19 protein-coding genes are annotated in these 24,969 nt (G+C 70.6%); 8 read left to right on the top strand and 11 right to left on the bottom strand.

The features are described from left to right. Positions 1-156: 156 nt before the first annotated feature. From ACSYGN_RS14820 to ACSYGN_RS14805, 4 genes are read left to right on the top strand one after another with little or no spacing between them, the layout of a single operon-like run. A complete protein-coding gene (locus tag ACSYGN_RS14820) occupies positions 157-1,425 on the top strand; it encodes a glycosyltransferase (RefSeq protein ID WP_460395727.1) in 1,269 nt (422 codons plus the stop codon). Beyond that, positions 1,422-3,248: an ArnT family glycosyltransferase gene (locus ACSYGN_RS14815; RefSeq protein WP_460395725.1), complete on the top strand. Its 1,827-nt coding sequence runs from the start codon at positions 1,422-1,424 to the stop codon at positions 3,246-3,248. Before ACSYGN_RS14820 ends, ACSYGN_RS14815 begins: the two co-directional genes overlap by 4 nt. Beyond that, the gene (locus tag ACSYGN_RS14810; protein WP_460395723.1) at positions 3,245-4,489 is read left to right on the top strand and encodes a glycosyltransferase; all 1,245 of its coding nucleotides are present in this window, start codon (positions 3,245-3,247) and stop codon (positions 4,487-4,489) included. Before ACSYGN_RS14815 ends, ACSYGN_RS14810 begins: the two co-directional genes overlap by 4 nt. Before the next feature lie 34 nt (positions 4,490-4,523). Next, complete coding sequence (locus ACSYGN_RS14805; protein WP_460395721.1) at positions 4,524-6,983, top strand: galactose oxidase-like domain-containing protein; 2,460 nt, start codon at positions 4,524-4,526, stop codon at positions 6,981-6,983. A 13-nt stretch (positions 6,984-6,996) separates the two neighbouring features. On the opposite strand, the gene ACSYGN_RS14800 is transcribed toward ACSYGN_RS14805, so the two are convergent. The 3 genes from ACSYGN_RS14800 to trhA all read right to left on the bottom strand — a co-directional run bounded on the left by ACSYGN_RS14800 (position 6,997) and on the right by trhA (position 9,470). After that, the gene (locus ACSYGN_RS14800) at positions 6,997-7,743 is read right to left on the bottom strand and encodes a Mut7-C RNAse domain-containing protein (protein ID WP_460395719.1); all 747 of its coding nucleotides are present in this window, start codon (positions 7,741-7,743) and stop codon (positions 6,997-6,999) included. Positions 7,744-8,002: 259 nt separating this feature from the next. Next, positions 8,003-8,671 (bottom strand): TetR/AcrR family transcriptional regulator, encoded by a 669-nt coding sequence (locus tag ACSYGN_RS14795; RefSeq protein ID WP_460395717.1) that lies wholly within the window; start codon positions 8,669-8,671, stop codon positions 8,003-8,005. An 85-nt stretch (positions 8,672-8,756) separates the two neighbouring features. Further along, entirely contained in the window at positions 8,757-9,470 is a 714-nt protein-coding gene (gene trhA, locus ACSYGN_RS14790) for a PAQR family membrane homeostasis protein TrhA (RefSeq protein WP_460395715.1), read from the bottom strand. A 456-nt stretch (positions 9,471-9,926) separates the two neighbouring features. Here trhA and ACSYGN_RS14785 point away from each other — a divergent pair, with 456 nt between their 5' ends. Then, complete coding sequence (locus tag ACSYGN_RS14785; RefSeq protein WP_460395713.1) at positions 9,927-11,750, top strand: phosphoenolpyruvate carboxykinase (GTP); 1,824 nt, start codon at positions 9,927-9,929, stop codon at positions 11,748-11,750. Between the two features lie 299 nt (positions 11,751-12,049). Here the strand turns inward: ACSYGN_RS14785 and ACSYGN_RS14780 are convergent, their stop codons facing one another. The 6 genes from ACSYGN_RS14780 to ACSYGN_RS14755 form a co-directional block, all read right to left on the bottom strand. Beyond that, entirely contained in the window at positions 12,050-12,817 is a 768-nt protein-coding gene (locus ACSYGN_RS14780; RefSeq protein WP_460395711.1) for a hypothetical protein, read from the bottom strand. Next, a complete protein-coding gene (locus ACSYGN_RS14775) occupies positions 12,804-14,366 on the bottom strand; it encodes a vWA domain-containing protein (protein ID WP_460395709.1) in 1,563 nt (520 codons plus the stop codon). The genes ACSYGN_RS14780 and ACSYGN_RS14775 overlap by 14 nt, the downstream gene beginning before the upstream one ends. Next, on the bottom strand, positions 14,363-15,559 hold the full coding sequence (locus ACSYGN_RS14770; RefSeq protein ID WP_460395707.1) for a toxic anion resistance protein: 1,197 nt from the start codon (positions 15,557-15,559) through the stop codon (positions 14,363-14,365). Before ACSYGN_RS14770 ends, ACSYGN_RS14775 begins: the two co-directional genes overlap by 4 nt. 12 nt (positions 15,560-15,571) lie before the next feature. After that, positions 15,572-16,648: a hypothetical protein gene (locus ACSYGN_RS14765; protein ID WP_460395705.1), complete on the bottom strand. Its 1,077-nt coding sequence runs from the start codon at positions 16,646-16,648 to the stop codon at positions 15,572-15,574. Between the two features lie 287 nt (positions 16,649-16,935). Then, the gene (locus ACSYGN_RS14760; protein WP_460395703.1) at positions 16,936-17,358 is read right to left on the bottom strand and encodes an SCO4983 family protein; all 423 of its coding nucleotides are present in this window, start codon (positions 17,356-17,358) and stop codon (positions 16,936-16,938) included. 122 nt (positions 17,359-17,480) lie between these two features. Then, on the bottom strand, positions 17,481-18,692 hold the full coding sequence (locus ACSYGN_RS14755) for a pyridoxal phosphate-dependent aminotransferase (RefSeq protein ID WP_460395701.1): 1,212 nt from the start codon (positions 18,690-18,692) through the stop codon (positions 17,481-17,483). Positions 18,693-18,867: 175 nt separating this feature from the next. Between ACSYGN_RS14755 and ACSYGN_RS14750 the strand changes: the two genes are divergently transcribed. Both ACSYGN_RS14750 and ACSYGN_RS14745 read left to right on the top strand, forming a co-directional pair. Continuing rightward, on the top strand, positions 18,868-19,788 hold the full coding sequence (locus ACSYGN_RS14750) for a hypothetical protein (protein WP_460395699.1): 921 nt from the start codon (positions 18,868-18,870) through the stop codon (positions 19,786-19,788). Between the two features lie 166 nt (positions 19,789-19,954). Continuing rightward, a complete protein-coding gene (locus ACSYGN_RS14745; protein ID WP_460395697.1) occupies positions 19,955-20,863 on the top strand; it encodes a S1 family peptidase in 909 nt (302 codons plus the stop codon). A 30-nt stretch (positions 20,864-20,893) separates the two neighbouring features. Here ACSYGN_RS14745 and ACSYGN_RS14740 read toward each other — a convergent pair whose 3' ends face one another. Next, positions 20,894-22,531 carry an N-acyl-D-amino-acid deacylase family protein gene (locus ACSYGN_RS14740; protein WP_460395695.1) on the bottom strand — a complete coding sequence of 546 codons (1,638 nt, stop codon included), beginning with the start codon at positions 22,529-22,531 and terminating at the stop codon, positions 20,894-20,896. Positions 22,532-22,638: 107 nt separating this feature from the next. Further along, a complete protein-coding gene (locus ACSYGN_RS14735; RefSeq protein WP_460395693.1) occupies positions 22,639-23,928 on the bottom strand; it encodes an amino acid deaminase in 1,290 nt (429 codons plus the stop codon). 251 nt (positions 23,929-24,179) lie between these two features. Between ACSYGN_RS14735 and ACSYGN_RS14730 the strand changes: the two genes are divergently transcribed. Beyond that, positions 24,180-24,944 carry an IclR family transcriptional regulator gene (locus ACSYGN_RS14730; RefSeq protein WP_460395691.1) on the top strand — a complete coding sequence of 255 codons (765 nt, stop codon included), beginning with the start codon at positions 24,180-24,182 and terminating at the stop codon, positions 24,942-24,944. Positions 24,945-24,969: the final 25 nt, after the last annotated feature.

Genomic DNA, 24,969 nt, shown 5'->3' with positions numbered 1-24,969 from the left:
GAGGTCACAAGAGGCGACGAGGAGTTCCATCGTGATGAAACACGCTCTTCACTGAAAACGCCTGCGCGCTTCACAGATCGCCCATAGTCTCTCCATCTGGCGCGACGTCCTGCCATATCCGTCGTGTCCGGGGGATTGGGATCTGGGGGGATCTGTTTGCTGACGTCTGTCTTCATCGCTTCCGTTTCGGTTGCCCTGTTCTGGATGGCGGCCTTCACCCTGTGGTGGCAGATGCACGCGTGGCGCACGCCCGAGGTGCTGGCCTCCACCCGGTTCAGCAGACCGGAAGGGGACGAACACGTCTCCTTCTCACTGCTGCTGCCCGCCCGCCATGAACAGGCGGTGCTCGACCACACCATCCAGCGGCTGCTGGAGTCCACACACACCGACTTCGAGATCATCGTCATCGTCGGCCACGACGACCCGGAGACCGCCGCGGTCGCCGAGCACGCGGCCGGGCGTGACCCGCGGGTGCGCGTCGTCGTCGACACCCATGAGAAGAAGAACAAGCCGAAGGCCATGAACACGGCCCTGCCGCACTGCCGCGGCCAGGTCGTCGGGGTCTTCGACGCGGAGGACCAGGTCCATCCGGAGCTGCTCGCCCATGTCGACCACGCCTTCCGCACCACCGGCGCGGACGTGGTGCAGGGCGGGGTGCAGCTCATCAACTTCCACTCCAGCTGGTACAGCCTGCGCAACTGCCTGGAGTACTTCTTCTGGTTCCGCTCCCGGCTGCACCTGCATGCGCAGAAGGGGTTCATCCCGCTCGGCGGCAACACGGTGTTCGTCCGCACGGACGTGCTCAGGGAAGCCGACGGCTGGGATCCGGACTGCCTCGCCGAGGACTGCGATCTGGGCGTGCGGCTGTCCAGCGTCGGCAAGAAGGTCGTCGTCGCCTACGACTCCGACATGGTGACCCGGGAGGAGACCCCGGGCTCGCTGATGTCGCTGCTGAAGCAGCGGACCCGCTGGAACCAGGGCTTTCTCCAGGTCTACCGGAAGAAGGACTGGAAGCAGCTGCCCGGCTTCGGGCAGCGGCTGCTGGCCCGCTACACCCTCATGACGCCGTTCCTCCAGGCGTTCTCCGGCGTCGTCATCCCGCTCAACGCGGCGGTCGCGCTCTTCCTCGACGTGCCCGTGGGGATCGCCTTCCTCACCTTCCTGCCGCTGGTCACCGCCGCGGTCACCTTCGTGTTCGAGGTCGTCGGACTGCACGACTTCGGCCGGCAGTACGGGCTCCGCGTCCGGTTCGTCCACTACGTCAAGCTCATCGTGGGCGGCCCCTTCTACCAGGTCCTCCTCGCCGGTGCCGCGATCCGCGCAGTGTGGCGCGAGCAGCGGGGCCGCAACGACTGGGAGCTGACCTCCCACGTCGGCGCGCATCTCACCGCAACCGAAGCGATCCGAGAGGACGTTCCCGCGTGACCTCCACACTTCCCGCGGTGACCAGGGCCACGGTCCCCGCGCAGCGCGAGCCTGCGCCAAACAGCCGTTCGGCTGATCGAACACGGCCGCCGGGGCGGTTCCGCGCCTCCCGACCCGACCTGCTGCTCTGCGGCGCCCTGCTGGTCGTGATCCTGCTGGTGCAGGGCTGGAACATCACCGCCTACCCGACTCTCAGCGACGACGAGGGCACCTATCTCGCCCAGGCATGGGCGGTCCAGCAGGGCCACGGGCTCGCCCACTACACCTACTGGTACGACCACCCGCCGCTCGGCTGGCTCCAGATCGCCCTGCTCACCTGGATCCCCTCCGTGCTCAGCCCCGGCTCGATGACCGTCGGCACCATGCGCATCGCGATGCTGCTGGTCAGCGCCGTGAGCGCGGTTCTGGTCTATGTCCTGGGCCGTCGGCTGTCGCTGCCGCGCTGGGCCGCCGGGCTCGGCATGGCGCTGTTCGGGCTCTCGCCGCTGGCCGTCGTGCTCCAGCGGGAGATCTTCCTCGACAACATCGCCGTGATGTGGGTGCTTCTCGCGTTCACCTTCGCCGCCTCGCCCAGCCGGCATCTGTGGCACCACTTCGCCGCCGGCCTCGCGGCCGCCGCGGGCGTGCTCACCAAGGAGACGATGCTCGTCGTCCTGCCCGCCCTGTTCGTCACCATGTGGCGGCACAGCCACCGCGACACCCGCAAGTTCGCCCTCACCGGCGCGGTCACCGCGTGCGTGATGATCGGCTTCTCGTACCCGCTGTTCGCCCTGCTCAAGGGCGAGTTGTTCCCCGGCAGCGGGCATGTCTCGCTCTGGGACGGCATCGTCTACCAGATGTCCCGGCCCGGCTCCGGCTTCATCCTCGACCCGGGCTCCGGCTCCTGGGGCGCGCTGCACTCGTGGCTGTACTACGACCGGGTGCTGCCCCTCGGCGGTCTCGCGGGCGCCCTGCTGCTGCTAGTGCCGCGACAGGCAACGTTCGCCCCGTCGCGACGCCCGGCACGCACTCTCGCCGCACCGGCCGAAGACCCAAGTACGTCCGGTCCGTCGACGGGGCCCTCCGGCCGGCACGCCGAGAGCACGCACCGGACGCCGCTCCTTCACGGGCAAACGTTGCCTGCCACGGCACTAGCCACCTGGCGCTGGTCGGTCACCGCCCGCGCGCTCGCCGGTCCCGCGCTCGCCGTGGCGATCCTGGCGCTGGTCGCGATGCGGCCCAGCGGCTATCTGCCCGCGATGTACATCATCCAGGCCCTGCCGTTCCTCGCCCTGGTCCTCGCCGGGGGCACCGCCTCCGTCGCGCACGCCGTGCTGCACCGGCGGCGCCGCGAGGGCGAGCACCGGTACCTCACCGGCGGCCGGTACGCGCTCGCCGCCGTCCTCGCCCTCGCCGCCGGCGCCTACGTCGTACCGCGCTGGTACGACGGCGACCGCACCGCGATGACCGCCGACGCCAACGCCCCCTACCGGGCGGCGTCCACCTGGCTCGGCACCCACGTCGACGACCCCGAGGACACCCGGGTCCTCGTCGATGACGCGCTCTGGCTCGACCTGGTGCACGACGGGTACCGGCCGGGGCTCGGCGTCATCTGGTTCTACAAGGCCGACCTCGACCCGGCGGTGACGAAGACCATGCCGGACGGCTGGCGCGACATCGACTACGTGGTCGCCTCCCCGACGGTACGGCGCGACGCGCGCGACCTGCCCAACGTCAAGGCGGCCATCCAGCACTCCACCCCGGTCGCCACCTTCGGCACCGGCGACGACCGTATCGAGATCCGCAAGGTCCGGACGACCGCAGCGGCCGGAGGCACCCGATGACCTACGAGCACACCGTCCCCGGGGAGCTGGGTGATCCGGCCGTAGAGGCGGCGGAAGTCGCTGAGCCCGGCGCTGTCACCATCGTCGTACCGACGTTCAACGAGTCGGCGAACGTACGGCAGTTGCTGCATCAGATCACCGAGTCGGTGCCCGCCCGGCTGCCCTGCGAGGTGGTCTTCGTGGACGACTCCACCGACGACACCCCCGAGGTGATCCGCGAGGTCGCGCAGGACTGCCCCTTCCCGGTGACCGTGCTGCACCGTGAGCAGCCGGTCGGCGGGCTCGGCGGGGCCGTGGTCGAGGGGCTGAGGGCGGCCGGCTCGGAGTGGATCGTCGTCATGGACGGCGACTGCCAGCATCCGCCCTCCTTGGTGCCGGAGCTGGTGGCGACGGGGGAGCGGGCGCACGCCGGTCTCGTCGTCGCCTCCCGCTACATCAAGGGCGGCAGCCGCGCCGGGCTCGCCGGTGGCTACCGCATCGCCGTGTCACGGGGCGCGACCTGGCTGGCCAAGGCGCTCTTCCCACGGCGGCTGCGCGGCATCAGCGACCCGATGAGCGGTTTCTTCGCCATCCGCCGCAGCGCCGTCACCGCCGAGGCACTGAAGCCCCTCGGCTACAAGATCCTGCTCGAACTGGCCGTGCGCAGCCGCCCGCGCACCGTCACCGAGGTGCCGTTCGTCTTCCAGGACCGTTTCGCCGGGGAGTCCAAGTCGACCGCGCGGGAAGGCTTCCGCTTCCTGCGCCATCTTCTCGGCCTGCGCACCGCCTCCCCTGCGGCCCGGATGGCGGCGTTCGGTCTGATCGGCGCCAGCGGCTTCGTGCCCAACCTGGCCGGGCTGTGGGCGCTGACCGGGCTCGGGCTGCACTACGTCCCCGCCGAGATCCTCGCCAACCAGCTGGGCGTCGCCTGGAACTTCGTGCTCGTCGAGCAGTTGCTGTTCCGTGAACGGCGCGGCCACCGCCGCTGGTGGGACCGGGCGGGCCGGTTCGCGCTGCTGGCCAACGCCGATCTGGTCCTGAGGATCCCGCTGATCGCGGTGCTCGTGGACCGCTTCGGCATGGCCGTGCTGCCCGCCACCGCGCTCGCGCTGGTGACGACGTTCGTCCTGCGTTTCGTCGGCACGGAGGCCCTGGTCTACCTCCCGCGCCGCGGTACGGCCGTCGAGCCGCGCCGCGGTACGGCTGCCGGGCCGCGCCGCGGTACGGCCGCCGAACCGGCCGCTCCGGAGGCCGCGCAATGAGCCGTGACTGCACCACCTTTGCAAGGAGAGCCGCATGAAGAGCCGCATGAATGACAAGCGACCCAGACGGCGCAGAAGGACCGCGCTGGGCGGGGTAGGGACCCTGACCGCCGGACTGCTGCTGAGCGTGCCGCAGCCCGCCCAGGCCGCCAACCTCGTCATCAACCCGGGCTTCGAGACGGCCGGCGCCGACGGGATGCCGTACTGCTGGGAGAAGTCGGGCTGGGGCGACAACGACTTCACCTTCGAGACGACGAGCGACGCGCACGGCGGCGGCAAGGCCATGAAGGTCACGCTGACCCGCCGCGTCGACGGCGACCGCAAGGCGCTGATCACCGAGTCGACCTCGTGCGCGCCGGTGGTGACGCCCGGCAAGCAGTACGACCTCGGGCTCTGGTACAAGACGACCACCCCCGACGCGGCGGTCACGCTGTTCCGGCACGACGCCACGGCGGGCTGGCAGTACTGGACCGACCTCAAGACCCTCGACATGAGCGCCGGTTGGGCCCAGGCCTCCGTCCGCACCCCCGCGGTCCCGGCCGGTACCGACCGGATCACCTGGGGCGTCTCGGTGTACGGCACCGGGTCGGCGACCACCGACGACTACAGCATGGAACAGGTCGCCGACGTGGTGCCGCCCGCGGGCTGCACCGGCACCAGCGCCCAGTGCGCCGACGGCAGTTGGCAGGTGCTGCCCACGCAGAACCCGGTGCGCTCCATGCACTCCGTCGTCCTCAACAACGGCAAGGTGCTGCTGATCGCCGGGTCCGGCAACAGCGAGGAGAACTTCAACGCGGGCACGTTCACCTCCGCGGTCTACGACCCGGTGAACGGCACGTACAAGGTGATCCCCACGCCGAAGGACATGTTCTGCGCGGGGCACGTCCAGCTCCAGGACGGCCGGGTGCTGGTGATGAGCGGCAACAAGGCCTATCCGGTGGCCGGCGGGCACGGCTACGAGGGCTTCAAGGACTCGTACATCTTCGATCCGACGACCGAGACCTACAGCAGGACCAACGACCTCAACGACGGCCACTGGTACCCCTCGGCGACCGAGCTCGGCAACGGCGATGTGGTCTCCTTCGGCGGGCTGCGCGAGGACTCCACCGGCTCGGTGACCGCCGAGTACTGGTCGGACGCCCAGCAGAAGTGGCTGCCGCTGAACCAGGTCCACCAGACCTGGTCGTACTGGGGCCTGTACCCGTCGATGATCCTGATGCAGGACGGCCGCCTCTTCTACTCGGGCAGCCATGTCTTCGGCAACAACATCCCGGGCACCGGCAGCGCGATCTACGACTACGGGGCGGGTACCGTCACCTCGGTCTCCGGGTTCCAGAACAAGGACCAGCGTGACCAGTCGGCGAGCGTGCTGCTGCCCCCGGCGCAGGACCAGCGGGTCCTCACCCTCGGCGGCGGCAACATCGACTCCAACCCGGACGCCAACCGGCTGACCGACCTGATCGACCTCAAGGCCCCCAACCCCGCCTACACCGCGGGCCCGCCGCTCCCGCAGGGCACCGTCGACCTGGGCAACGGGCCGCAGCCCGAGACCGGCAGCCAGGGCAAGATGTACGTCTCGGCGGTGCTGCTGCCCGACGGCAAGGTCCTGGAGACCGGCGGCGCGCTGCACAACCGCGCCAACCCGGTCTACGAGTCGTCGATCTACGACCCGAACGCCAACACCTTCGACCCGGTGGCCGCCGACCCGGAGGCCCGCGGCTACCACTCCTCGGCGTTCCTGCTGCCCGACGGCCGCGTGATGGCCACGGGCGACAACCCGGGCAACGGCACCTGGAACCACAACGTCTCGATCTACACCCCGCCCTACCTCTACAAGGGCACCCGCCCCACCATCACGTCGCTCATCAACCCGGAGTGGACGTACGGCACCACGCAGCGCATCACGGTGGACCGGCCGATCGCCAAGGCCGAGCTGATCCGCCCGGCTGCGGTCACGCACTCCTCCGACCCCAACCAGCGCTTCGTCGACCTGCCCCTGTCGGTGGACGGCAACAACGTCGACCTCAACGTCACGAGCAACCCCAACCTGGCTCCGCCCGGCTGGTACATGCTCTTCGCGGTCGACGCCAACGGCGTGCCCTCGGTGGCGAAGTGGGTGCACCTCCAGGGCCCGTCGGCGGGCACCGGCACCGCCGCCGCCACGTCGGCCACCACGGGAGCCCCTACGGCCGACCCGCACTACCACGCCTTCGCCGACGATCTGACGGGCAAGATCACCAAGGCCGGGAAGAGGCGGACCTCGCAGAAGGTCAGCAGCTATATCTCCGGCTGCGACCGCCACTACGGCTCGGTCAACGTCTGCGTGCCGACCGTCTTCCCGCCGCAGGTCAGGAAGACGACCCTGGCCCGCTGCACCTGGCTGAAGCAGAACGACTACGGCCGCCTCAAGGTCAACGGCGCGGACGACCCGCTCGGCCTGGACCGCAACAGGGACGGCATCGCCTGCGGGAAGGGCGACCTGCGGAAGATCTGACCTACGAGCTGACTTACGAGCTGCGCTGTGCGGACTCGGTGAGGGCGCGCGCCACGATGGCCTCCAGCTGGTCGTGGTGCGCGCCCTTCCAGTACACCCGCCCGCAGGCGCCGCACTGCGCGAACACGTCGTACGACCGCCGGGTGCCGTCCTCCAGCCTGTGCGCCACCTGGTCCTTGCCCGCGGCCGACAGCAGCCCGTTGCAGGCGGTGCAGCGGGTCCAGGGACGCAGCTCGGGCGCGAACCGGTCGAGCACGTCCCGGAGCTGGTCGTCCGGCTTGGTGCTGTAGACGAACCCGCCTGCCCACAGCTCGCGGCGGCGCAGCAGCCCGCGGTCGCGGCTGAGCATCACGCGCTTCTCGGCAGCGGAGAGGGCGGCGAGGGCCGGGTCGCCGATGTCGGTCGACTCGTAGGCCGCGTCCACCCCCAGCAGCCGCAGCCGCCGGGCCAGGGTGCCGAGGTGCACGTCGAGAAGGAACCGCAGCGGGGCGCCGGGCACCCGCTGGGGCCGCTGGACCTCCTGAACCCGCACGTTCTCGCCGGGTGCCGGGATCCGGCTCACCGGCACCTCCCGGCCGTCGGCGAGCAGGGAGCCCACCTCGGTCAGCGGGACGCCGAGCGACTCGACGAGATGGCCGAGGGTCGAGACACCGTCCACGGCGACCGCACTGGCTCCGCGGCGCCGGGCGGCCGGGACGAACACATGCAGGGCGGGGGCGAATTCGACGTGGATCTCGGGATGGATCTCGGGTCCGTTCACCCGGTCAGCATGGCACGGCCGGACGGCGGGACCTTAGGGCCTCTCCGGCGGATCATGCCGGAGACGCGGGGGCCGGCGCGCACATCTGCGGCGTTGTCGTCGGTCGCCGACTCCCCCGAGTTCTCGGCTGCGCTCGAACAGGGGGGACCCCCATCGCGTCGACTCCCTCCTCCGCCTTGCAGCTGCACGCACCAGCCCCCGCTCACCTGGGCCTGATGGGTCCCGTCGGTTTCCTCCGACTTGATCCGCCGGACAGGCCCTAGACCTTTTTCGCCGGGAGGCCCTGCTCGATGACGTCCAGGGCACGCTCCACCAGGGCGGGCAGCTCGTCCGCGTGGTCGTGCTCGGCCCAGTAGAGGATCACCTCCATCAGGCCGCCGACCAGGGACATCGCGAAGACCCGGACCTCCAGCGACTCCGGGTCCAGCCCGGTGCGCTCGGCGATGGCCTGGCCCAGCACGCGGCCGGTGCCCGACATGCTCTCCATGATCCGCGAGCGGACCGCCGGGACCTCGACCATCAGGCGTGCCCGGGCCTTCAGGACCACGGGGTCCTCCATCGCGGTGGCGCTGATCGCGTACCGCATGATGTAGCGGACGGAGTCCATCCAGGGCTCGTCCGACGGCCGCTTGCGCAGCTCCTCCAGCATGACCGGGTCGTACTCGTCCGTGAGGACGATGTCCTCCTTGGTGGCGAAGTAGCGGAAGACGGTCGACGGCGACACCTCGGCCCGCTCGGCGATCTGCTCGACGGTCGTCGCGTCGTAGCCCTGCTCCCGGATCAGGGCGTAGGCCGCGGCGCGGATCCCTTCACGCGTCTTGATCTTCTTGCGTTCACGCAGGCCGAGCCGTGGGCGGTCGGCCGGAGCGAGGTGCGAGGGGGAGGGCGAGTGCGCGGGTGAGTGCGAGGGCGAGTGTGCGGCCGTCATGGCGGTCATTCTCCGCCATCCACCACGGCGGAGGCCACGGCTGGTAGCCGTGGCCTCCGGGGGTGACGGGGTGCGGGTGGGGCGGCTAGCCGTGCTGGTACGCCACCAGGGAGATGCCGACGTAGTGCACGACGAACGCCGCGAGGGTCAGCGAGTGGAAGACCTCGTGGAAGCCGAACCAGCGCGGTGACGGGTTGGGGCGCTTCATGCCGTAGATCACGCCGCCCGCGCTGTAGAGGACGCCGCCGACGATCACCAGGACCAGGACGGCGATGCCGCCGGCGCGCATGAAGTCGGGCAGGTAGAAGACCGCCGCCCAGCCCATCGCGATGTAGCACGGGGTGTAGAGCCAGCGGGGGGCGCCGACCCAGAAGACCCGGAAAGTGATGCCGGCCGCCGCGGCCGCCCAGATGCCCCACAGCAGCCACTGGCCCTTGCCCCCGGGCAGGAGCAGCAGGGTCAGCGGGGTGTAGGTGCCGGCGATGATCAGGAAAATATTGGCGTGATCCAGTCGGCGCAGGATGCCGTCCATGCGCGGACTCCAGTTGCCCCGGTGGTACAGCGCGCTCACCCCGAACAGCAGGCAGGCGGTCAGTACGTAGATGCCGCAGGCTATGCGGCCGCGGGTGGAATCGGCCAGCGCCGTGAGGACGAGACCGGCGACGAGAACGGCCGGAAACATGCCGAGATGCAGCCAGCCGCGCAGCTTCGGCTTGATCGGATACGGCAAGGAGAGCGCTACGGAACCGCCGCCTTCGGCCGCGGTGTCCAGTGGCGCGTCGGGGACGGACGCAGTCATGTCCAGCATCGTACCTACGGGACCGTAAGTTGCGGATGAGTGGGGCCCGTACGGGGGTTGAGAGTGGCCATCGTCTCACGCCACGCCTGGCCCGCGTGTCTCTTCCCGGCCCTGCCGTGATCGCCGCGCTTGCCCGGCGATCACTGTAAAGGAATCTTTAGCCGCACATTGTGTGCACGTAAAGTCACACGTCAACCGTGGTCTTCCTCACTCCGCTCACATGTGATGTCCTCTGGACAGATGGGCGCGCGCATCGGAGGATCAAATGAGTGCGGTCGGCACCGGATGAGCGGTCCGGTACTCGTTGTGCGGACAGAGAGAGTGCCGTTCGGGGCATCGCGAGGCTTCCCCCACCTGGTGTATCCCGGGGGTGAACCTCTCGGTTGCCCCCTGTGTGCATCCGGGTCGCAGCCCCCACGGGGCCTCCAACAAAAAATCCCTCAGTTAGGAGCAATCGTGGCGCGCGACATCGCGGCTCCCCCCGTCGTTCCCACTCAGCACAAGCACCTGATCTCGTGGGTCAACGAGATCGCGGACATCACGCAGCCGGACAACGTGGTCTGGTGCGACGGATCAGAGGCCGAGTACGAGCGCCTGTGCGAGGAACTCGTCACGAAGGGCACCTTCAAGAAGCTCGACCCCATCGAGCGGCCGAACTCCTACTACGCGGCATCCGACCCCAGCGACGTGGCCCGGGTCGAGGACCGCACCTTCATCTGCTCCGAGAAGGAGGAGGACGCCGGTCCCACCAACCACTGGACGGACCCCGCCGAGATGCGCGAGGTCTTCACCGGTGAGCAGGGCATATTCCGCGGCTCCATGCGCGGCCGGACGATGTATGTCGTCCCGTTCTGCATGGGCCCGCTCGGCTCGAAGCTCTCCGCGATCGGCGTGGAGATCACCGACTCCGCCTACGTCGCCGTCTCCATGCGCATCATGACGCGTATGGGCCAGGCTGTCCTCGACGAGCTCGGCACCGACGGCTTCTACGTGAAGGCCGTGCACACCGTGGGCGCCCCGCTGGAGCCCGGCCAGGCCGATGTGCCCTGGCCGTGCAGCACCACCAAGTACATCTCGCACTTCCCGGAGGCCCGCGAGATCTGGTCCTACGGCTCCGGCTACGGCGGCAACGCGCTGCTCGGCAAGAAGTGCTACGCCCTGCGCATCGCCTCCGTCATGGCGCGTGACGAGGGCTGGCTGGCGGAGCACATGCTGATCCTCAAGCTCACCCCGCCGCAGGGCCCCGCCCACTACGTCGCCGCCGCCTTCCCGAGCGCCTGCGGCAAGACCAACCTCGCCATGCTGGAGCCCACGGTCTCCGGCTGGTCGGTCGAGACGATCGGCGACGACATCGCCTGGATGCGGTTCGGCGAGGACGGCCGCCTCTACGCCATCAACCCCGAGGCCGGCTTCTTCGGCGTCGCGCCCGGCACCGGCGAGCACACCAACGCCAACGCCATGAAGACCATGTGGGGCAACGCGATCTTCACCAACGTCGCTCTCACCGAGGACAGCGACGTGTGGTGGGAGGGCATGACCGAGGAGCCGCCCGCCCGTCTGACGGACTGGAAGGGCAACGACTGGACGCCTGCCTCCGCCACCCCGGCCGCGCACCCGAACGCCCGCTTCACCGTGCCGGCCGCCCAGTGCCCGATCATCGCGCCCGAGTGGGAGGACCCGCGGGGCGTGCCGATCTCGGCGATCCTCTTCGGCGGGCGCCGCGCCAGCGCCGTACCGCTGGTGACGGAGTCCTTCGACTGGGACCACGGAGTCTTCCTCGGCGCCAACGTGGCCTCCGAGAAGACCGCCGCGGCCGAGGGCAAGGTCGGCGAGCTGCGCCGCGACCCCTTCGCGATGCTGCCGTTCTGCGGCTACAACATGGGCGACTACATGGGCCACTGGATCGACCTGGCCAAGGGCAAGGACCCGGCGAAGCTGCCGAGGATCTACTACGTCAACTGGTTCCGCAAGAACGACGCGGGACAGTTCGTCTGGCCGGGCTTCGGCGAGAACAGCCGCGTCCTGAAGTGGGTCGTCGAGCGCATCGGCGGCACCGCCGAGGGCGTCGAGACCCCGATCGGCGTGCTGCCGACCCGGGACGCACTCGACACCACGGGGCTCGCGCTGTCCGAGAACGACCTGGACCTTCTGCTCACAGTGGACAAGGAGGTCTGGCGCGAGGAGGCCGCCCTGGTGCCCGAGCACCTCAACACCTTCGGGGACCACACCCCGAAGGAACTGTGGGACCAGTACCGCGCACTCGTGGAGCGCCTGGGCTGAGCACCGGCCTCCGCACCACTCCGCACCACTCCGTACGACTCCGTACGACTCCGCGGCCGGTCGGCGTACCCCGACCAGCGATCGTCACGACCGGCCGCGGTCACCCACCCGTGAGACCGGTGGCCCTAGTCGCTGCGGTCACCCCTGAGACCGGTGGCCCTGGTCGCCCCGGTCATCCCTGAACAGGCGAGGCCCCGTACAACGGCGTGCGGGGTTCCGGCCTGCTGCCGCGTCCCCGGCCACGCCCCGGCGGGGCGGCGGGGAGGCTCCGGCAGGCCCTCGCCGTTCCCTTCCCGTGCCTACTGCGAGCGGTCCTCCAGATAGCGGGTGTGCGTCTCCTGGCGCCTGGCCTCCGTGTCGCGCAGGGTGTCGGCCAGCTGCCGGACCTCCTCGTCGATCAGGGACAGCTGGCGCACCAGATGGTCCTCGGGCGGCTGCTGGCCCGGGGTCAGTCGGGTCCACCAGCGGGTGCGGGCGTAGGCGTCGACGGCCTCCGGGATGTCCTGCCGTACGGCGCGCGCCAGGATGTGCAGTCCCTCGGGGTCCTGGGCGAGCAGCTCGGCGGCCCAGCCGGGGTCCAGTGCCGTGGCAGGCAACGTTTGCCCGTGAAGGAGCGGCGTCCGGTGCGTGCTCTCGGCGTGCCGGCCGGAGGCCCTCGTAGTGGACGTACTCGGGTCTTCGGCCGGTGCGGCGAGAGTGCGTGCCGGGCGTCGCGACGGGGCGAACGTTGCCTGTCGCGGCACTAGCAGTGCGGTGAGGACCTCGTCGAGCCGTCCGGCCCGCTCGGCCGCGGCCTGTGGCAGTCCGACCTCGGCGAGATAGCCGCGCAGCTTCTCGAAGTCCTGCCGCACCTCGTCGAGTTGCGCGGACGGGTCGGGGAAGTCCGGCAGGGCGGGCCGCTCCGGCGGGGCGATCAGCGCGCCCGCGCCGTACAGCCCGGCCACTACGACCGGCCAGTACGGCCCCGCCACCCCGGTGAACGTGAGCACCAGGCCCACCAGACCGCAGGCGCTGCCCGTGATGTTCTTGCGGGACTCAAGGTAGCCGAGGGCTCTACTGGTAGCCACGGATCTCCTCGAAGGCGCCGTCCAGCGAGCCGTTCTGGGCGTCGAAGAGGCGGCCGCCGGTCAGATCGGCGATGTGCCGGAGCTCGGAGCGGTCCGAGTCGCCGAAGACGATGGGGAAGACGGGGGTGTCCCGCTGTGTGCCGGTGAGCCGGGCGTAGAACGTGTCGAAGTCCCCGGCCTTCGCCCCGGCCGTGTTCTCGCCGTCCGTCATCAGCACGATCGAGGTGAACGAGTCGCCGTCGAGGCCGAGATGGTCGTACGCCTTCTCCAGCGACGTGTAGATGGCCGTGCCGCCGTCGGCGCTCAGGCCCGCGGTGTCGCGCCGGATCGCGGCGAGACCCTGCTGCGGGTCGGACGGTTCCACGACATGGGTGCGCACGCTCTTCACGTCCGACCCGAACGGCATCAGCGTGACCTCCTCACGCTCCCGGAAGTCGCCGGTGAGCCCGGTGAGGGCCTTCTTCAGCCGGGACAGCCGGTCGCCCTCCATCGAGCCGGAGGTGTCGAGTACGTACACCGTGCGGGAGGGGCGGCGCAGCTCGTTCTCGTACGAGTCGAGCAGCCCGTCGGCGACGGAACGGCTGCCCGGGAAGGGCAGTTCGCGCCGCCGGTCGGTGCCGAGGCCCGTCGCGGGAAGCACGGAGGCGATCACCGGGCGGCGGTGGGTGGTGTCCGTGATCAGTTTCTGCACGGCCGTGGTGCGCAGATCGTCGGTCACCCGGCGGACGTTCTCCCGGGTCGTGGCGCTGGACGCGGCGAGTGAGGAGAGCGGGTAGTCGGCGGTGACGACACCGTCGTGGGGGCGGATCACGGTGAGGTCGCCGATGTCCATGAGGACGGACTCGTAGTTGAGCAGGGCGTCCACATTGCCGCGCCGCTTGTACGCCGTCGCCAGCCAGCCCGACGAACCCGACGTCAGCTTCTGCCCCTTGAAGAACTCCTTGAGCTGCGGGGTCGCCTTCGCCACGTCGGCGTCGGTGAGTGCGGACTGGGCGCCGGAGAGCGCCGAGGCGACCGAGACCAGCGTGGAGAAGCCGGAGTTGGAGCGCGCCGGGTCGGTCATGCCGTACGTCAGCTTGCCGTCCCGCACCGCCTTCGCCACTTGCGACCAGGTGACCTGGTCCGGCTGCCAGCCGAGGGCCTTGACGGTGGCCGGTTTCACCCCGAGGGCGACCGGGCTGGACATCACCGGGGTCTCGGACACCACCTTCTTCGCCGCCTCCGGGCGCAGCCGCAGATAGTCGTCGGACGACAGCCACAGGGCGTCGTAGGCCTTGTCGGCCTTGCCCTTGGCGACCAGGTCGACGGCGTCGAGGGTGCCCATGTAGGTGGGCCGGATCGTGATGCCGGTGTCCTTGCGGACCTTCTCGAACACGGCCGTCATGTCGCTGAGTTCGCTGGAGGCGAGGACCCGCAGCGTGCCGGCCTTGGGGGCGGTGGGGTCGTCGGGCTTGTCGTCGCCCGATGAGGAGGAGCAGCCGGTCAGCAGGGCTGCCGTGGCGAGGGTGGAGGCGGCGAGGGCCGCCGCCAGCGGTCGTCTCGTGGTCATGTGAGCCCGCCCTCCAGCTCGCCCTTGGCGCGGCTGCGCTCCAAGTAGGCGCTCGCCGACTGGAGTTCGGACGTCAGCGACAACACCGTCGACGCCATCGCCTCGGTCGCCTGGACCTTGTAGGTGTCGATGGCGTCGAGGGTGCGGTAGATCTGCTGGAACGCCGAGCGCAGTGTCTCCACGCCCACGGCGGGGTCGGCGGCGATGCGCTGGATCTCGCCGCTCTGCGTGGCGAGCATCTCGGCGTTGCCGCGGATCAGGTCCTCGGTGGTGCCGCGCAGCGCGTTGACCTGCTCGACGACCTTCTTCTGGTTCTCCAGCGCCGAGGCCAGCATCACGGAGATGCGCAGCGCCGACACGGTGGTCGTGGCGGCCCGCTCCACACCCTTGATCAGCTCGTCGTTGTTGCGCCGTACGACGTCCATGGCGAGGTAGCCCTGTGCGCACACCGCGAGCTGGGTGAGCAGGTCCTGGTGCTTCTGCCGGACCGGGAAGAGCACGTCGGCCCGTAGGGTGTCGGCCTGCTCGGGGTCGGCGGCGGTGATGTGCCCCTCGACGGCGGTGTCGAGCGCCTCCGCGAGCACGACGTACTCCTGGAGCTTGCCCATGGTCTCCCACAGGCGCACCCGCTCGGTCTGCAACGCGGCGTTGTCGCGCCGCAGTTCGTCCTGCCCGCCGCGCAGCGAGCCGACGATCCGGTTCAACGTGGTCTGCGAGGAAGCGTACTTGGCGACGTGGTCGCGCAGCTTGTTGCCGCCGGGCAGCCGGGAGAGGAACTTGCGGCCCCTGCCCGCGGGCAGGTCGCGCGGGTCCAGGTCCTCGACGACACGGCGCAGTTCCACCAGCGAGCCCGCGACCTTCGACGATGCGTCGCCGCCCTTGTCCGGCAGGCTGCGCACGGCCCGCTCCAGCATCCGGTTGGACTGCGCGGTCGCGGTGCGCATCTCACCCGCGCCGAGCGCCGTGATCTCGCCGACCTTCCCGGCGAACTCCGGGGAGCGGGCGTCGAGGGCGGCGAGCGACTCGACGTAGGCGCTCGCCTTGCGTGCCATGTCGGTGCGCACCCCGTCCTCGACGGGGACGAGCCCGCCCGCCTTGTCGCGCGGCACGGCCGCGACCGGCTCGGGCGGGGTGAGGGTGAGATCGCTCTGGGGCGGGGTGAGCGTGAACTCCCCGTCGCTACTGCTGGTCATGTGCTGTCCCCCCTAGCCGCGGGCCCGCTGCGCCATCTCGTGCAGCACCTTGGAGGTGGGCACGGGCGCCTGCCGGACCCCGGCGAACGACTGGTTCAGATAGGTGGCGAGTCGGGCGGTGGCCGAGGTGAACTCGGCGGTGTCGCCCTGTGGCCGGAAACCGTGCTTGACGGCGAGCTTGCGCAGCACCGGGTCGTCGCTGAGGAGCCCGGCGAGCGTACGGCCGTTCTCGGTGAGCGGTACGACGGTGTGGTCGCTGTTGACCGTGGTGTCCGGGTAGAGCACCACGAGGTCGTCGGCGGTGTGCTGCTCGCTGAGCAGAGCGGCCACCTGCGACTCGTACACCAGCACCAGCGGATTGCCCGCCCCGCTGATGAAGTCCCGGAACGCCGAGTCCGTGCTGGACTGCTGGGCGCCCTGCACACTCACCAGCTTGTGCAGCAGCGGTGCCGTCTTGTCGACGTCGGCCTCGCTCGCGGCGACCTTGCCGCCGAGGGCGACATAGGAGGCGGCGGCGAGATACAGCGCGCCGGAGTTGGAACTCTCCGGGTCGGTGCTGGAGATGTACAGGGTGCCGGTCAGCTCCCCGTGTCCGGCGGTGCCCTTGAGCTGCTGCCAGGTCCGGTCGTGCCCGGCGGCGTCGAGATAGGCGGCCATCTTCAGGGTGCCGCGGCTCTTGACGTCCAGCGTGGCCAGGCCGTTGGCGGCGAGCACCTGGGCGGCGCTGCGGTGGGCCACCACCACAAGCGGCGAGTAGAAGGGCCGCGGCAGCGGCGTCCGCACGTGGTACTTCGCGGCCAGTTCATTGGCGGGCGACTGGCTGGAGGGGAAGGCGAAGTCGTAGCCCTTGAGGTCAAGGCCCTCCATGGCCCAGGACCCGGACGACTCCGTCTTCACGGTGTAGCCCTTGGCGGCGAGGGCCTTCACCACAGCGGGATCGGAGAAGAACTCCGCCTTCTCCGAACCGATCACACCACGCACGGTCTTCGTTGCCGTGCCCTTGTCCCCCGAGTCCCGGCCCGCGACGACGGCAGCCACCACTCCGCCGATCAGCAACACCGCGAGGACTATCCCTGCGATACGTCTCACACCGGGGAGAGTGCTCGCGGAAGGCGACAACTGACCGGAGTTCAGGTGAACGTGAGGTGACGTGGCGTACCCGTTGTGCAACGGGATTGCCGGAATGGGCTGTTCCGTCCTTGCCGGGCCCGTGGGGGGCCGTGAAGGCCCGCGGGGGCTCGTGGGGGCGTGGAGGCCCGCGGGGGCTCGTGGGGAGGGCTGCGGGGTGGGCTCGCCAGGAGGGTGTGGCGCCCGGTCCGCGCGTCTCTGCGGTGCACGCGGGCCGGGGCCGTCGGGGGACCCGGTGAAGGGTCAGGTCAGCAGGCTGCGCTGAGCTCCTGTGCGGCGGCGTGGGCGTCCATCCGTTCGGCGGCGAGGATGGCCGCCGCGGTGTCCGCGCGGGAGGCGGCCACGACCAGGGCGCGGCCTGCGAGGGTGTGGGCGCGCCGGTGCAGCGCGGCGGGGCGGGCGTCGGCGGCGGACATCGTGCCGCGGGGCGGGGCGTGGCCGCCGCGCAGCCGGGCGACCTGGTGTGCCAGCTGTTCGGCTGCGTCGTCGAGATCGGCGGACGGGGCCAGGGCGCGCAGGTCGTCCGTGACGGCCAGCAGTGCCGCGAGATGACCCGCGAGCTGGATGTCCAGCTCCTCCTCTCGCGACCGGTGCGGGAAGTCCGAGGCGGTGCCGGCCATCTCGCTGGGGACCGACCGGTGGACTGACTTGGTACGGATCGGTTCATACATGGATGGCCTCCTGTGCAGTGGCAGAAGCCATCCTAGCTTAGATCTCGTCTAAAGTTTGGGGTCGTCGCAAAATAGGTGACGGAGACTACGGAGAGTGAGTGGTGTCCGGTCGGGGCCAGCCGTCAGGGCTGGCTGTAGCCGTCCAGGAAGTTCCCGATCCGGGTCATCGCGTCACGCAGATCACCGGCTGTCGGCAGGGTGACCACCCGGAAGTGGTCCGGCTCCGGCCAGTTGAAGCCGGTGCCGTGCACGACCATGATCTTCTCGCGGCGCAGTAGGTCCAGCACCATCTGGCGGTCGTCCTTGATCTTGAAGACCTTGGGGTCGAGCCGCGGGAACAGATACAGCGCGCCCCTGGGCTTCACGCAGGTCACGCCCGGGATCTCGGTGAGCAGTCGGTGTGCCACGTCCAACTGCTCCCGCAGTCGCCCGCCCGGCAGTACCAGGTCGTTGATGGTCTGGCGGCCGCTGAGCGCGGCGACCACACCGTGCTGGCCGGGCATGTTGGCGCACAGCCGCATGTTCGCCAGGATCGTCAGGCCCTCGATGTAGGAGTCGGCGTGCGTGCGCGGTCCGGAGATCGCCATCCAGCCCACCCGGTACCCGGCCACCCGGTACGCCTTCGACATGCCGTTGAAGGTGAGGGTGAGCAGATCGGGGGCGACCGACGCGGTGGGGATGTGCACGGCGTCGTCGTAGAGGATCTTGTCGTAGATCTCGTCGGAGCAGACCAGCAGATTGTGGCGGCGCGCCAGGTCCGTCAGCGCCGTGAGCAGGGCCCGGTCGTAGACCGCGCCGGTGGGGTTGTTGGGGTTGATGATGACGATCGCCTTGGTGCGATCGGTGATCTTGCGCTCTATGTCGGCGAGGTCGGGCATCCAGTCGGACTGCTCGTCGCAGCGGTAGTGCACCGCCGTGCCGCCGGACAGGGAGACGGCCGCCGTCCACAGCGGGTAGTCCGGCGCCGGTACGAGAACCTCGTCGCCGTCGTCCAGCAGCGCCTGCATCGCCATCACGATCAGCTCGGAGACGCCGTTGCCGATGAAGACGTGCTCCACGTCGGTCTCGATGCCGAGGGTCTGGTTGTGCATCACCACCGCGCGGCGGGCGGCCAGCAGCCCCTTCGCGTCGCCGTAGCCGTGCGCCGACGACACATTGCGGAGGATGTCCTCCAGGATCTCGGAGGGGCACTCGAAGCCGAACGCCGCAGGGTTGCCGGTGTTGAGCTTGAGGATGCGGTGACCCGCCGCTTCGAGCCGCATCGCCTCCTCGAGCACCGGGCCCCGGATCTCGTAACAGACGTTGGCGAGCTTGGTCGACTGGATCACCTGCATGTGAGGGAGCTTACGGCTCGGTAACGCCTCTTGGGTCGTGTTTTCCGCCACGTGAGACGCCCGGTTTGGGGTGTTGTCCACAGTGACTGTCCCTGGTGCCCCTGTCCTCTCTACAATTTCCGGCCATGTCCAGGCATTCGCAGTCCACTTCCGTTCGACGGGCGGGAGGTACGGCATGACCGGCGCGAACGACGCCACCGGCAGTGCCGCCGACGCCACCGGCGTGCCCGCCACCCCCGCCGCGCCGCCGAACGTCTACCTCCCGCAAGCCGCCGAGGCGCCCTCCTACGACGAGTACCGCGACCCGGCGGCCGCGCACGGCTGGCAGAACGCCTACGACGAGACGGCGCAGCTCCCGGTGGTGGTGCCGGACGGGCCGGATCCGGGTTATGCGGGCGGTCGGGCTGGTGCGGTCGGTGGGGCCGGTGGGGCGGGCATGGGCTCCATGGCTGAAACGACGTATGTGGCTGAAATGGGTGCTGGTGCCGGTGCGGTGGATGTGTCCGGTGCGCCGGACGGCAACGCGCCCGACGACACTGCGCCGCTGCCGTTCGCCGTGGCACCGGCGGCCCGGGGCTCCGCCGCCGCGGTCCCGGCCGCGGCCACAGCCGCGCCCGGAGCCCGTGCCGCTGCTGGGCGGGCCGCGGCGCGACGGGCGCGGAAGAAGCGGCAGGCCAACCGGTCGCGCAAGGCCGTGGTGGCCATGGGCGCGATGGGGGCGGTGTCCCTCGCCGCAGTGATCGCGGGGTTCTCGTTCTCCGGGTCCTCCTCGGGCGGGCCCGGGGCGAAGGACAGCCGGGCCGGGACCAGCGCCGGGGACACATCGCCGAGCGAGGACGCGTCGTCGGCCACGGCGGCGTCGCCGTCGGCTTCGGCGTCGCCGTCGGCGAGCAGCGGGGGTGGCGGTTCGGCCTCGGCCTCCGCCGGGACCGCCTCGGGCCGGGCTTCCGCCTCGGCCTCGGCGGGCGGGGGCGGTACGGCCACGGCGCGGTCCAGTACGGCGTCCACGCCCACGGCGAGTGCGTCCGGTGCGGCTGGCACGGCCCCGGGCAACTCGGGGCGGGGGCACGGACGGGGGAACGGCGGGCCCAAGTAGGAGCGCTCTGGGAGCGCTCTGCGGTGATGGGGAATGCGGTCCGCCCGTGCGGCGGGCCGCATCCGGCTTCTTGTGGTGACCTTCCCCGCCCATCACAATGCCCATGACAAGAACGAGGGCGGCCGGAAGATCTCCGGTCGCTTCCGTCCGTAGAGGGGACCCCCACATGAAGAAGCCTCTCCTCGCCACGCTCGCGGCCCTGGTGATCACCGGGGCGGGCATGGCAGCACCCGCGGCCGCCGCGACGCAGGGAGGCACGGCCACGGCCACCGGCACCAAGGCCGCCGCTACAAAGACCACATCCACGGTCACGTCCACGAAGGCTGTGGCGCCCACGCTCCGGGCCGTGACCTTCGCCGGTACCGTCTCGCTCAGCAACTGCTCGGGCTCGGTCATCCGCTTCCCCGCCTCGGCGGACACCGACCCCGCGCTGGTCATGACCAACGGCCACTGCCTGGAGACCGGGTTCCCCGACCCGGGCGAGGTCATCGTCGACCAGGCGTCCAGCCGCACCTTCGGCCTGCTCAACTCCTCGGCCACCCGGGTCGGCACCCTGCGCGCCAGCAAGGTCGCCTACTCGACGATGACCGACACGGACGTCACGATCTACCAGCTCACCACCACGTACGCCCAGATCAAGAGCACGTACGGCATCAGCGCGCTCACCCTCCAGGACACCCACCCGACGGTCGGCACCGCCATCACAGTCGTCTCCGGGTACTGGAAGGCGACGTACTCCTGCGCCATCGACGGGTTCGTCTACCGGCTCAAGGAGGACGTCTGGACCTGGAAGGACTCCGTCCGCTACACCTCGGCCTGCCAGACCATCGGCGGCACCTCCGGGTCGCCGGTGATCGACAACTCCACCGGCAAGGTCGTCGCCGTCAACAACACCGGCAACGAGGACGGCCAGACCTGCACCCTGGACAACCCCTGCGAGGTGGACGCCAGCGGCAATGTGACTGTCCGCAAGGGCATCAACTACGCCGAGGAGACCTACCAGATCCCGGCCTGCTTCACGACCGGCAACAAGCTGAACCTCAGCGCCAGCGGCTGCACCCTGCCCAAGCCGTAGCCGCGTCCTAGCCCCGGCCCGGGCGGGCGGTCACGCCGGAGTGCGGCGTACCGCCCGCCCCGCCAGCACGTCGGTGCGCCGCCCGTCCTCGATCACGAACCGCCCGTCGACCAGCACGTACGGGATGCCGACGGGCAGCGCGCGCGGCTGCTCGAAGGTGGCCCCCGCCGCCACCGTCGCCGGGTCGAACAGCACCAGGTCGGCCCGGTACCCCTCACGCACGAGCCCCCGGTCCGGCAGCCGCAGCCGGGCCGCCGGGCGTCCGGTGAGATGTGCGACGCATTCCTCCAGCGACAGCACGCCCAGCTCCCGCACATACCGGCCGAGGTAGTGCGGGAAGGTGCCGTGGGCCCGCGGATGGGGCTTGGCGCCGACCAGGATGCCGTCGGAGCCGCCGGTGTGGACGCGGTGCCGCATGACGGCCCGTACGTTCTCCTCGTGGCCCACGTGCTGGAGGACCGTTGGCCCGAGCCGGTCCCGCAGCAGCAGCCGGCGGGCGGTCGTCCAGGGGGTCTCGCCGCGCAGCCGGGCCGCCTGCGCGACTGTACGGCCGGTGAACTCCCCGAGCGCCGGGTCCGTCACCCCGGAGATCTCGACCGTGTCCCATGCGACGGGTACGCCGTGGCAGCCGTCGGCGCCGGTGACCTCCAGGTCGTGCCGGATCCGCTCGGCGGTCGTGTCGTCCGCGAGCCGCTCGAGCAGCCGCTCCGGGCCGCCCTCGCTCGCCCAGCTCGGCAGCAGGGCGGCCAGGGTGGTGCAGCCGGGGGTGTAGGGGTAGGTGTCGAGGGTGAGATCGGCGCCGTCCGCCAGCGCCTTGTCCAGCAGCGCCAGCAGTTCGGGCGCGCGGCCCTCGTTGACGCCGAAATTCAGGGTGGCGTGGGTGAGATGCAGCGGGCAGTCCGCCTCGCGGGCGACGGCGATCATCTCCGCGTAAGCGGCGAGAGCGTTCGCACCGTAGGAGCGGTGGTGCGGGCAGTAGTAGCCGCCGTACGCGGCCACCACCCGGCACAGTTCGGTGAGTTCGGCCGTGTCGGCGTACATCCCGGGCGCGTAGGTGAGCCCGGACGACATGCCCACGGCGCCCTGTTCCAGGCCCTGGGCGACCAACTGCCGCATCCGGTCCAGCTCCCCGGGTGTCGCCGGACGGTCCTCCCAGCCGACGACCATCGCCCGGACGGTGCCCTGCGGGACCAGATACGCGGCGTTGACGGCGATCCCGCGGTCGAGGCGGTCCAGATACCCGGCCACCGACCGCCAGCCGAAGCCACTGCCGCCACCTTCTTCGAGGTCGTCGAGGTCGTCGCCGTACCCGTTCCAGCCGGTGACCGCCCGGCGCACCTCCTCCAGGGTGCGGTCGTCGACGGGCGCGTACGACAGCCCGTCCTGGCCGAGCACCTCCAGCGTCACGCCCTGCGCGGTCTTGGCGAGGTGCTCGGGGTCGCGCAGCAGGGCGAGATCGCTGTGCGCGTGCATGTCGATGAAACCGGGGGACAGCACCAGGCCCTCGGCGTCCAGCTCCCGTACCGCCTTGGGGCGCTGGCAGCCGGCGGCGGCCGCCTCCTTGACGATCGAGACGATCCGCCCGCGGTCGACCACGACGTCCGCGCGGTACGCGTCGCCGCCCGTGCCGTCCACGACATCGGCGTCCCGGATGACCAGCTCTTCCATTCCTCCCGGCCTCCCTCCCGCCAACGGGGTTTCGTGCGTGCTCGTGCTCAGCCCGATCGCGTTCAGCTTGCTCGTGTTCAGCCTGCTCGTGCTCAGAAGTACGTCCGTCAGAAGTACGTCCGCAGGTACTCCACGACCGTCCCGTCCGCCTCCGCCACCGGGATCAGCGGCCACTTGTCGAAGACCGTGCACGGATGCGACAGCCCGAGGCCCACCCAGTCGCCGACCCGGAGATCCGCCTCCGGCCCGGTGTGCAGCCAGGCATGCTGATCGGACAGGGCGGTGACCGTGATGCCGGTGGCCACCCGCTCGATGCCCTCCCGGCGCACCACCTGGGCTACGGGCAGACCAAGGTCGTACGCCGCGTCCCGCTTGCCCGCGTTGACGAACGCCTGCTCCGGCGACGGCCGTGACACGACCTGCGTCCACAGCCTGAACGCCGGTTCCAGCGCGCCTTCTTCGGGCACCCGGTTGAAGGGGGTCAGACGCCGGTAGTGACCGTCGTCGTGCGAGACGTACGCCCCGGAGCGAAGCAGCTTCAGCACCGGGGCGGAGAGCTCGGGGATGCCTGCGAACACCTCGGCCACCGCGTCGAACCAGGCGCTGCCGCCCGCGCTCACGATGATCTCGTCGAGGCCGCTGAAGCGCCCCGCCTTGTCGAACTCCACGGCCAGCGCGACCAGTCGGCGCAGCCAGTCGTGCACCCGCTCCGGGTCGGCGTCCGGCACCTCGCCCTCGTACCCGGCCACGCCCACAAGCCGCAGGGCACGGGCCGCGGCGACCGCGTCGGCCACCGCCCCGCACTCCGCCTCCGTACGCACCCCGGTGCGGGCGCCCGCACCGGCGGCCAGCTCGACCACGACGTCCACCGGATGCGGCGCGACGCCCGCGAGTGCCGCGTCCATCGACTCGGCCCCGCGCACCGAGTCGACGTAGCAGACGAACCGGAACTCCGGGTCGGCGGCGAGCTGTCCGGCGATCCAGCGCAGGGCGGCCGGGTCGACGAGCTCGTTGGCCAGGAAGACCCGGCTCACCCCGAACTCCCGTGCCACCCGCACCTGGTGCGGCACGGCGAGCGTGATGCCCCAGGCGCCGTACTCGATCTGACGGTGGAACAGCTGCGGCGCCATGGAGGTCTTGCCGTGCGGCGCGAAGGCGAGGCCGTGCCGGACCGCGTACGTCTCCATCAGCCGCAGGTTGTGCGCCAGGCGCTCGGCGGACAGTGCCAGGACCGGGGTGGTGAAACCGCCGGTGAAGAGATTGCGGCGCTGGGCGGCGAGCGCGCCGACGGTCAGGCCGTCCGCGTCCGGCGGGAGGCCCTTGAAACGGTGGTCCACGCGTTCCTCCGCCAGACGAGCCAGGCGGTCGAGAGCTTCCTTGCCGAGGTCACGGGCCATGGAGGAGCCTCCCTGAGCTGGTGTGTTGCGCGTCACGCAATATTCGTTGCGCTTGGTGCTCGCCGCTGTCTAACATCTCGGGCGAACGAGGTCAATGCACCGGCCACATACTGCCCGCGCACTCTGTCTGCGGCCTGTCCGCGCAGTGACACCCCAGGGACGGCTCGCACTCGGCCAACGCTTTCCGGCGTCCGTACGATCCCCGCCCCGTCGCGAACCCCGCCGCACGGCCCGGAGGAGGCCAGCACCCCATGAGTCAGAGTGTCGACCGCGCCCTGCGGGTTCTGCCGCTGCTCGCCGAGGGGCCCGCCGATCTCGGACGGGTCGCCGGTCATCTCGGCGTCCACAAGTCCACGGCCCTGCGCATCCTGCGCACCCTCCACGAACACGGCCTCGTATACCGCCAGTCCGACCAGCGCTACCGGCTCGGTGTCCGCCTCTTCGCGCTCGCCCAGGAGGCGGTGGAGAACCTCGACGTCCGCGAGATCGCCCATCCCCATCTCGAACGGCTGGGCGCGGAGTGCGGGCACACCGTGCATCTCGCGGTGTACGAGGACGGCGAGGTGCTGTACGTCGACAAGGTGGACAGCCGCCACCCGGTGCGCATGTACTCGCGGATCGGCAGCCCCCTCGCGATCACCGTGGCCGCCGTCGCCAAGGTGCTCCTCGCCGATCTGCCGGAGGCGGAGCGCCGCACGGTCGCCGAGCGGCTCGACTACCCGCGCCACACGCCCCGTTCGACCCCGGACGCCGCCGCCTTCCTCACGGAGCTGGCGGCCGTGCGCGAGCAGGGCTGGGCCGTCGATCTCGGCGGCCACGAGAAGTCCGTCAACTGTGTCGCCGCGCCCGTGCGGGGTGCGGACGGGCGGGTCGTCGCGGCGATCTCCGTCTCCGCGCCGAGCGCGGCCGTGGGCACCGCGGACCTCCTCGCGCTGCTGCCGACACTGCGCCGTACGGCGGAGGCGGTCGGCGGTGAGTACTCCGGCGCCCCTGATGCTCGCCGGGGCTCTGGCTGACCGACTCTCGCCGGGCCTCTGACCG

This window comes from Streptomyces sp. YIM S03343 (assembly GCF_054729195.1).
Note: the sequence above shows the minus strand (reverse complement) of the source record. Positions and strands in the feature narration are given on the sequence as shown.

Bases quoted from the DNA above. Each gene is read 5' to 3' on its own strand.
- ACSYGN_RS14795 (WP_460395717.1), bottom strand. From the start codon at position 8,671: ATGACGGCCGCACACTCGCCCTCGCACTCACCCGCGCACTCGCCCTCC.
- ACSYGN_RS14755 (WP_460395701.1), bottom strand. From the start codon at position 18,692: ATGCAGGTGATCCAGTCGACCAAGCTCGCCAACGTCTGTTACGAGATC.
- ACSYGN_RS14810 (WP_460395723.1), top strand. From the start codon at position 3,245: ATGACCTACGAGCACACCGTCCCCGGGGAGCTGGGTGATCCGGCCGTA.
- ACSYGN_RS14750 (WP_460395699.1), top strand. From the start codon at position 18,868: ATGACCGGCGCGAACGACGCCACCGGCAGTGCCGCCGACGCCACCGGC.
- ACSYGN_RS14775 (WP_460395709.1), bottom strand. From the start codon at position 14,366: ATGACCACGAGACGACCGCTGGCGGCGGCCCTCGCCGCCTCCACCCTC.
- ACSYGN_RS14770 (WP_460395707.1), bottom strand. From the start codon at position 15,559: ATGACCAGCAGTAGCGACGGGGAGTTCACGCTCACCCCGCCCCAGAGC.
- trhA (WP_460395715.1), bottom strand. From the start codon at position 9,470: ATGACTGCGTCCGTCCCCGACGCGCCACTGGACACCGCGGCCGAAGGC.
- ACSYGN_RS14760 (WP_460395703.1), bottom strand. From the start codon at position 17,358: ATGTATGAACCGATCCGTACCAAGTCAGTCCACCGGTCGGTCCCCAGC.
- ACSYGN_RS14805 (WP_460395721.1), top strand. From the start codon at position 4,524: ATGAAGAGCCGCATGAATGACAAGCGACCCAGACGGCGCAGAAGGACC.
- ACSYGN_RS14745 (WP_460395697.1), top strand. From the start codon at position 19,955: ATGAAGAAGCCTCTCCTCGCCACGCTCGCGGCCCTGGTGATCACCGGG.
- ACSYGN_RS14735 (WP_460395693.1), bottom strand. From the start codon at position 23,928: ATGGCCCGTGACCTCGGCAAGGAAGCTCTCGACCGCCTGGCTCGTCTG.
- ACSYGN_RS14740 (WP_460395695.1), bottom strand. From the start codon at position 22,531: ATGGAAGAGCTGGTCATCCGGGACGCCGATGTCGTGGACGGCACGGGC.
- ACSYGN_RS14730 (WP_460395691.1), top strand. From the start codon at position 24,180: ATGAGTCAGAGTGTCGACCGCGCCCTGCGGGTTCTGCCGCTGCTCGCC.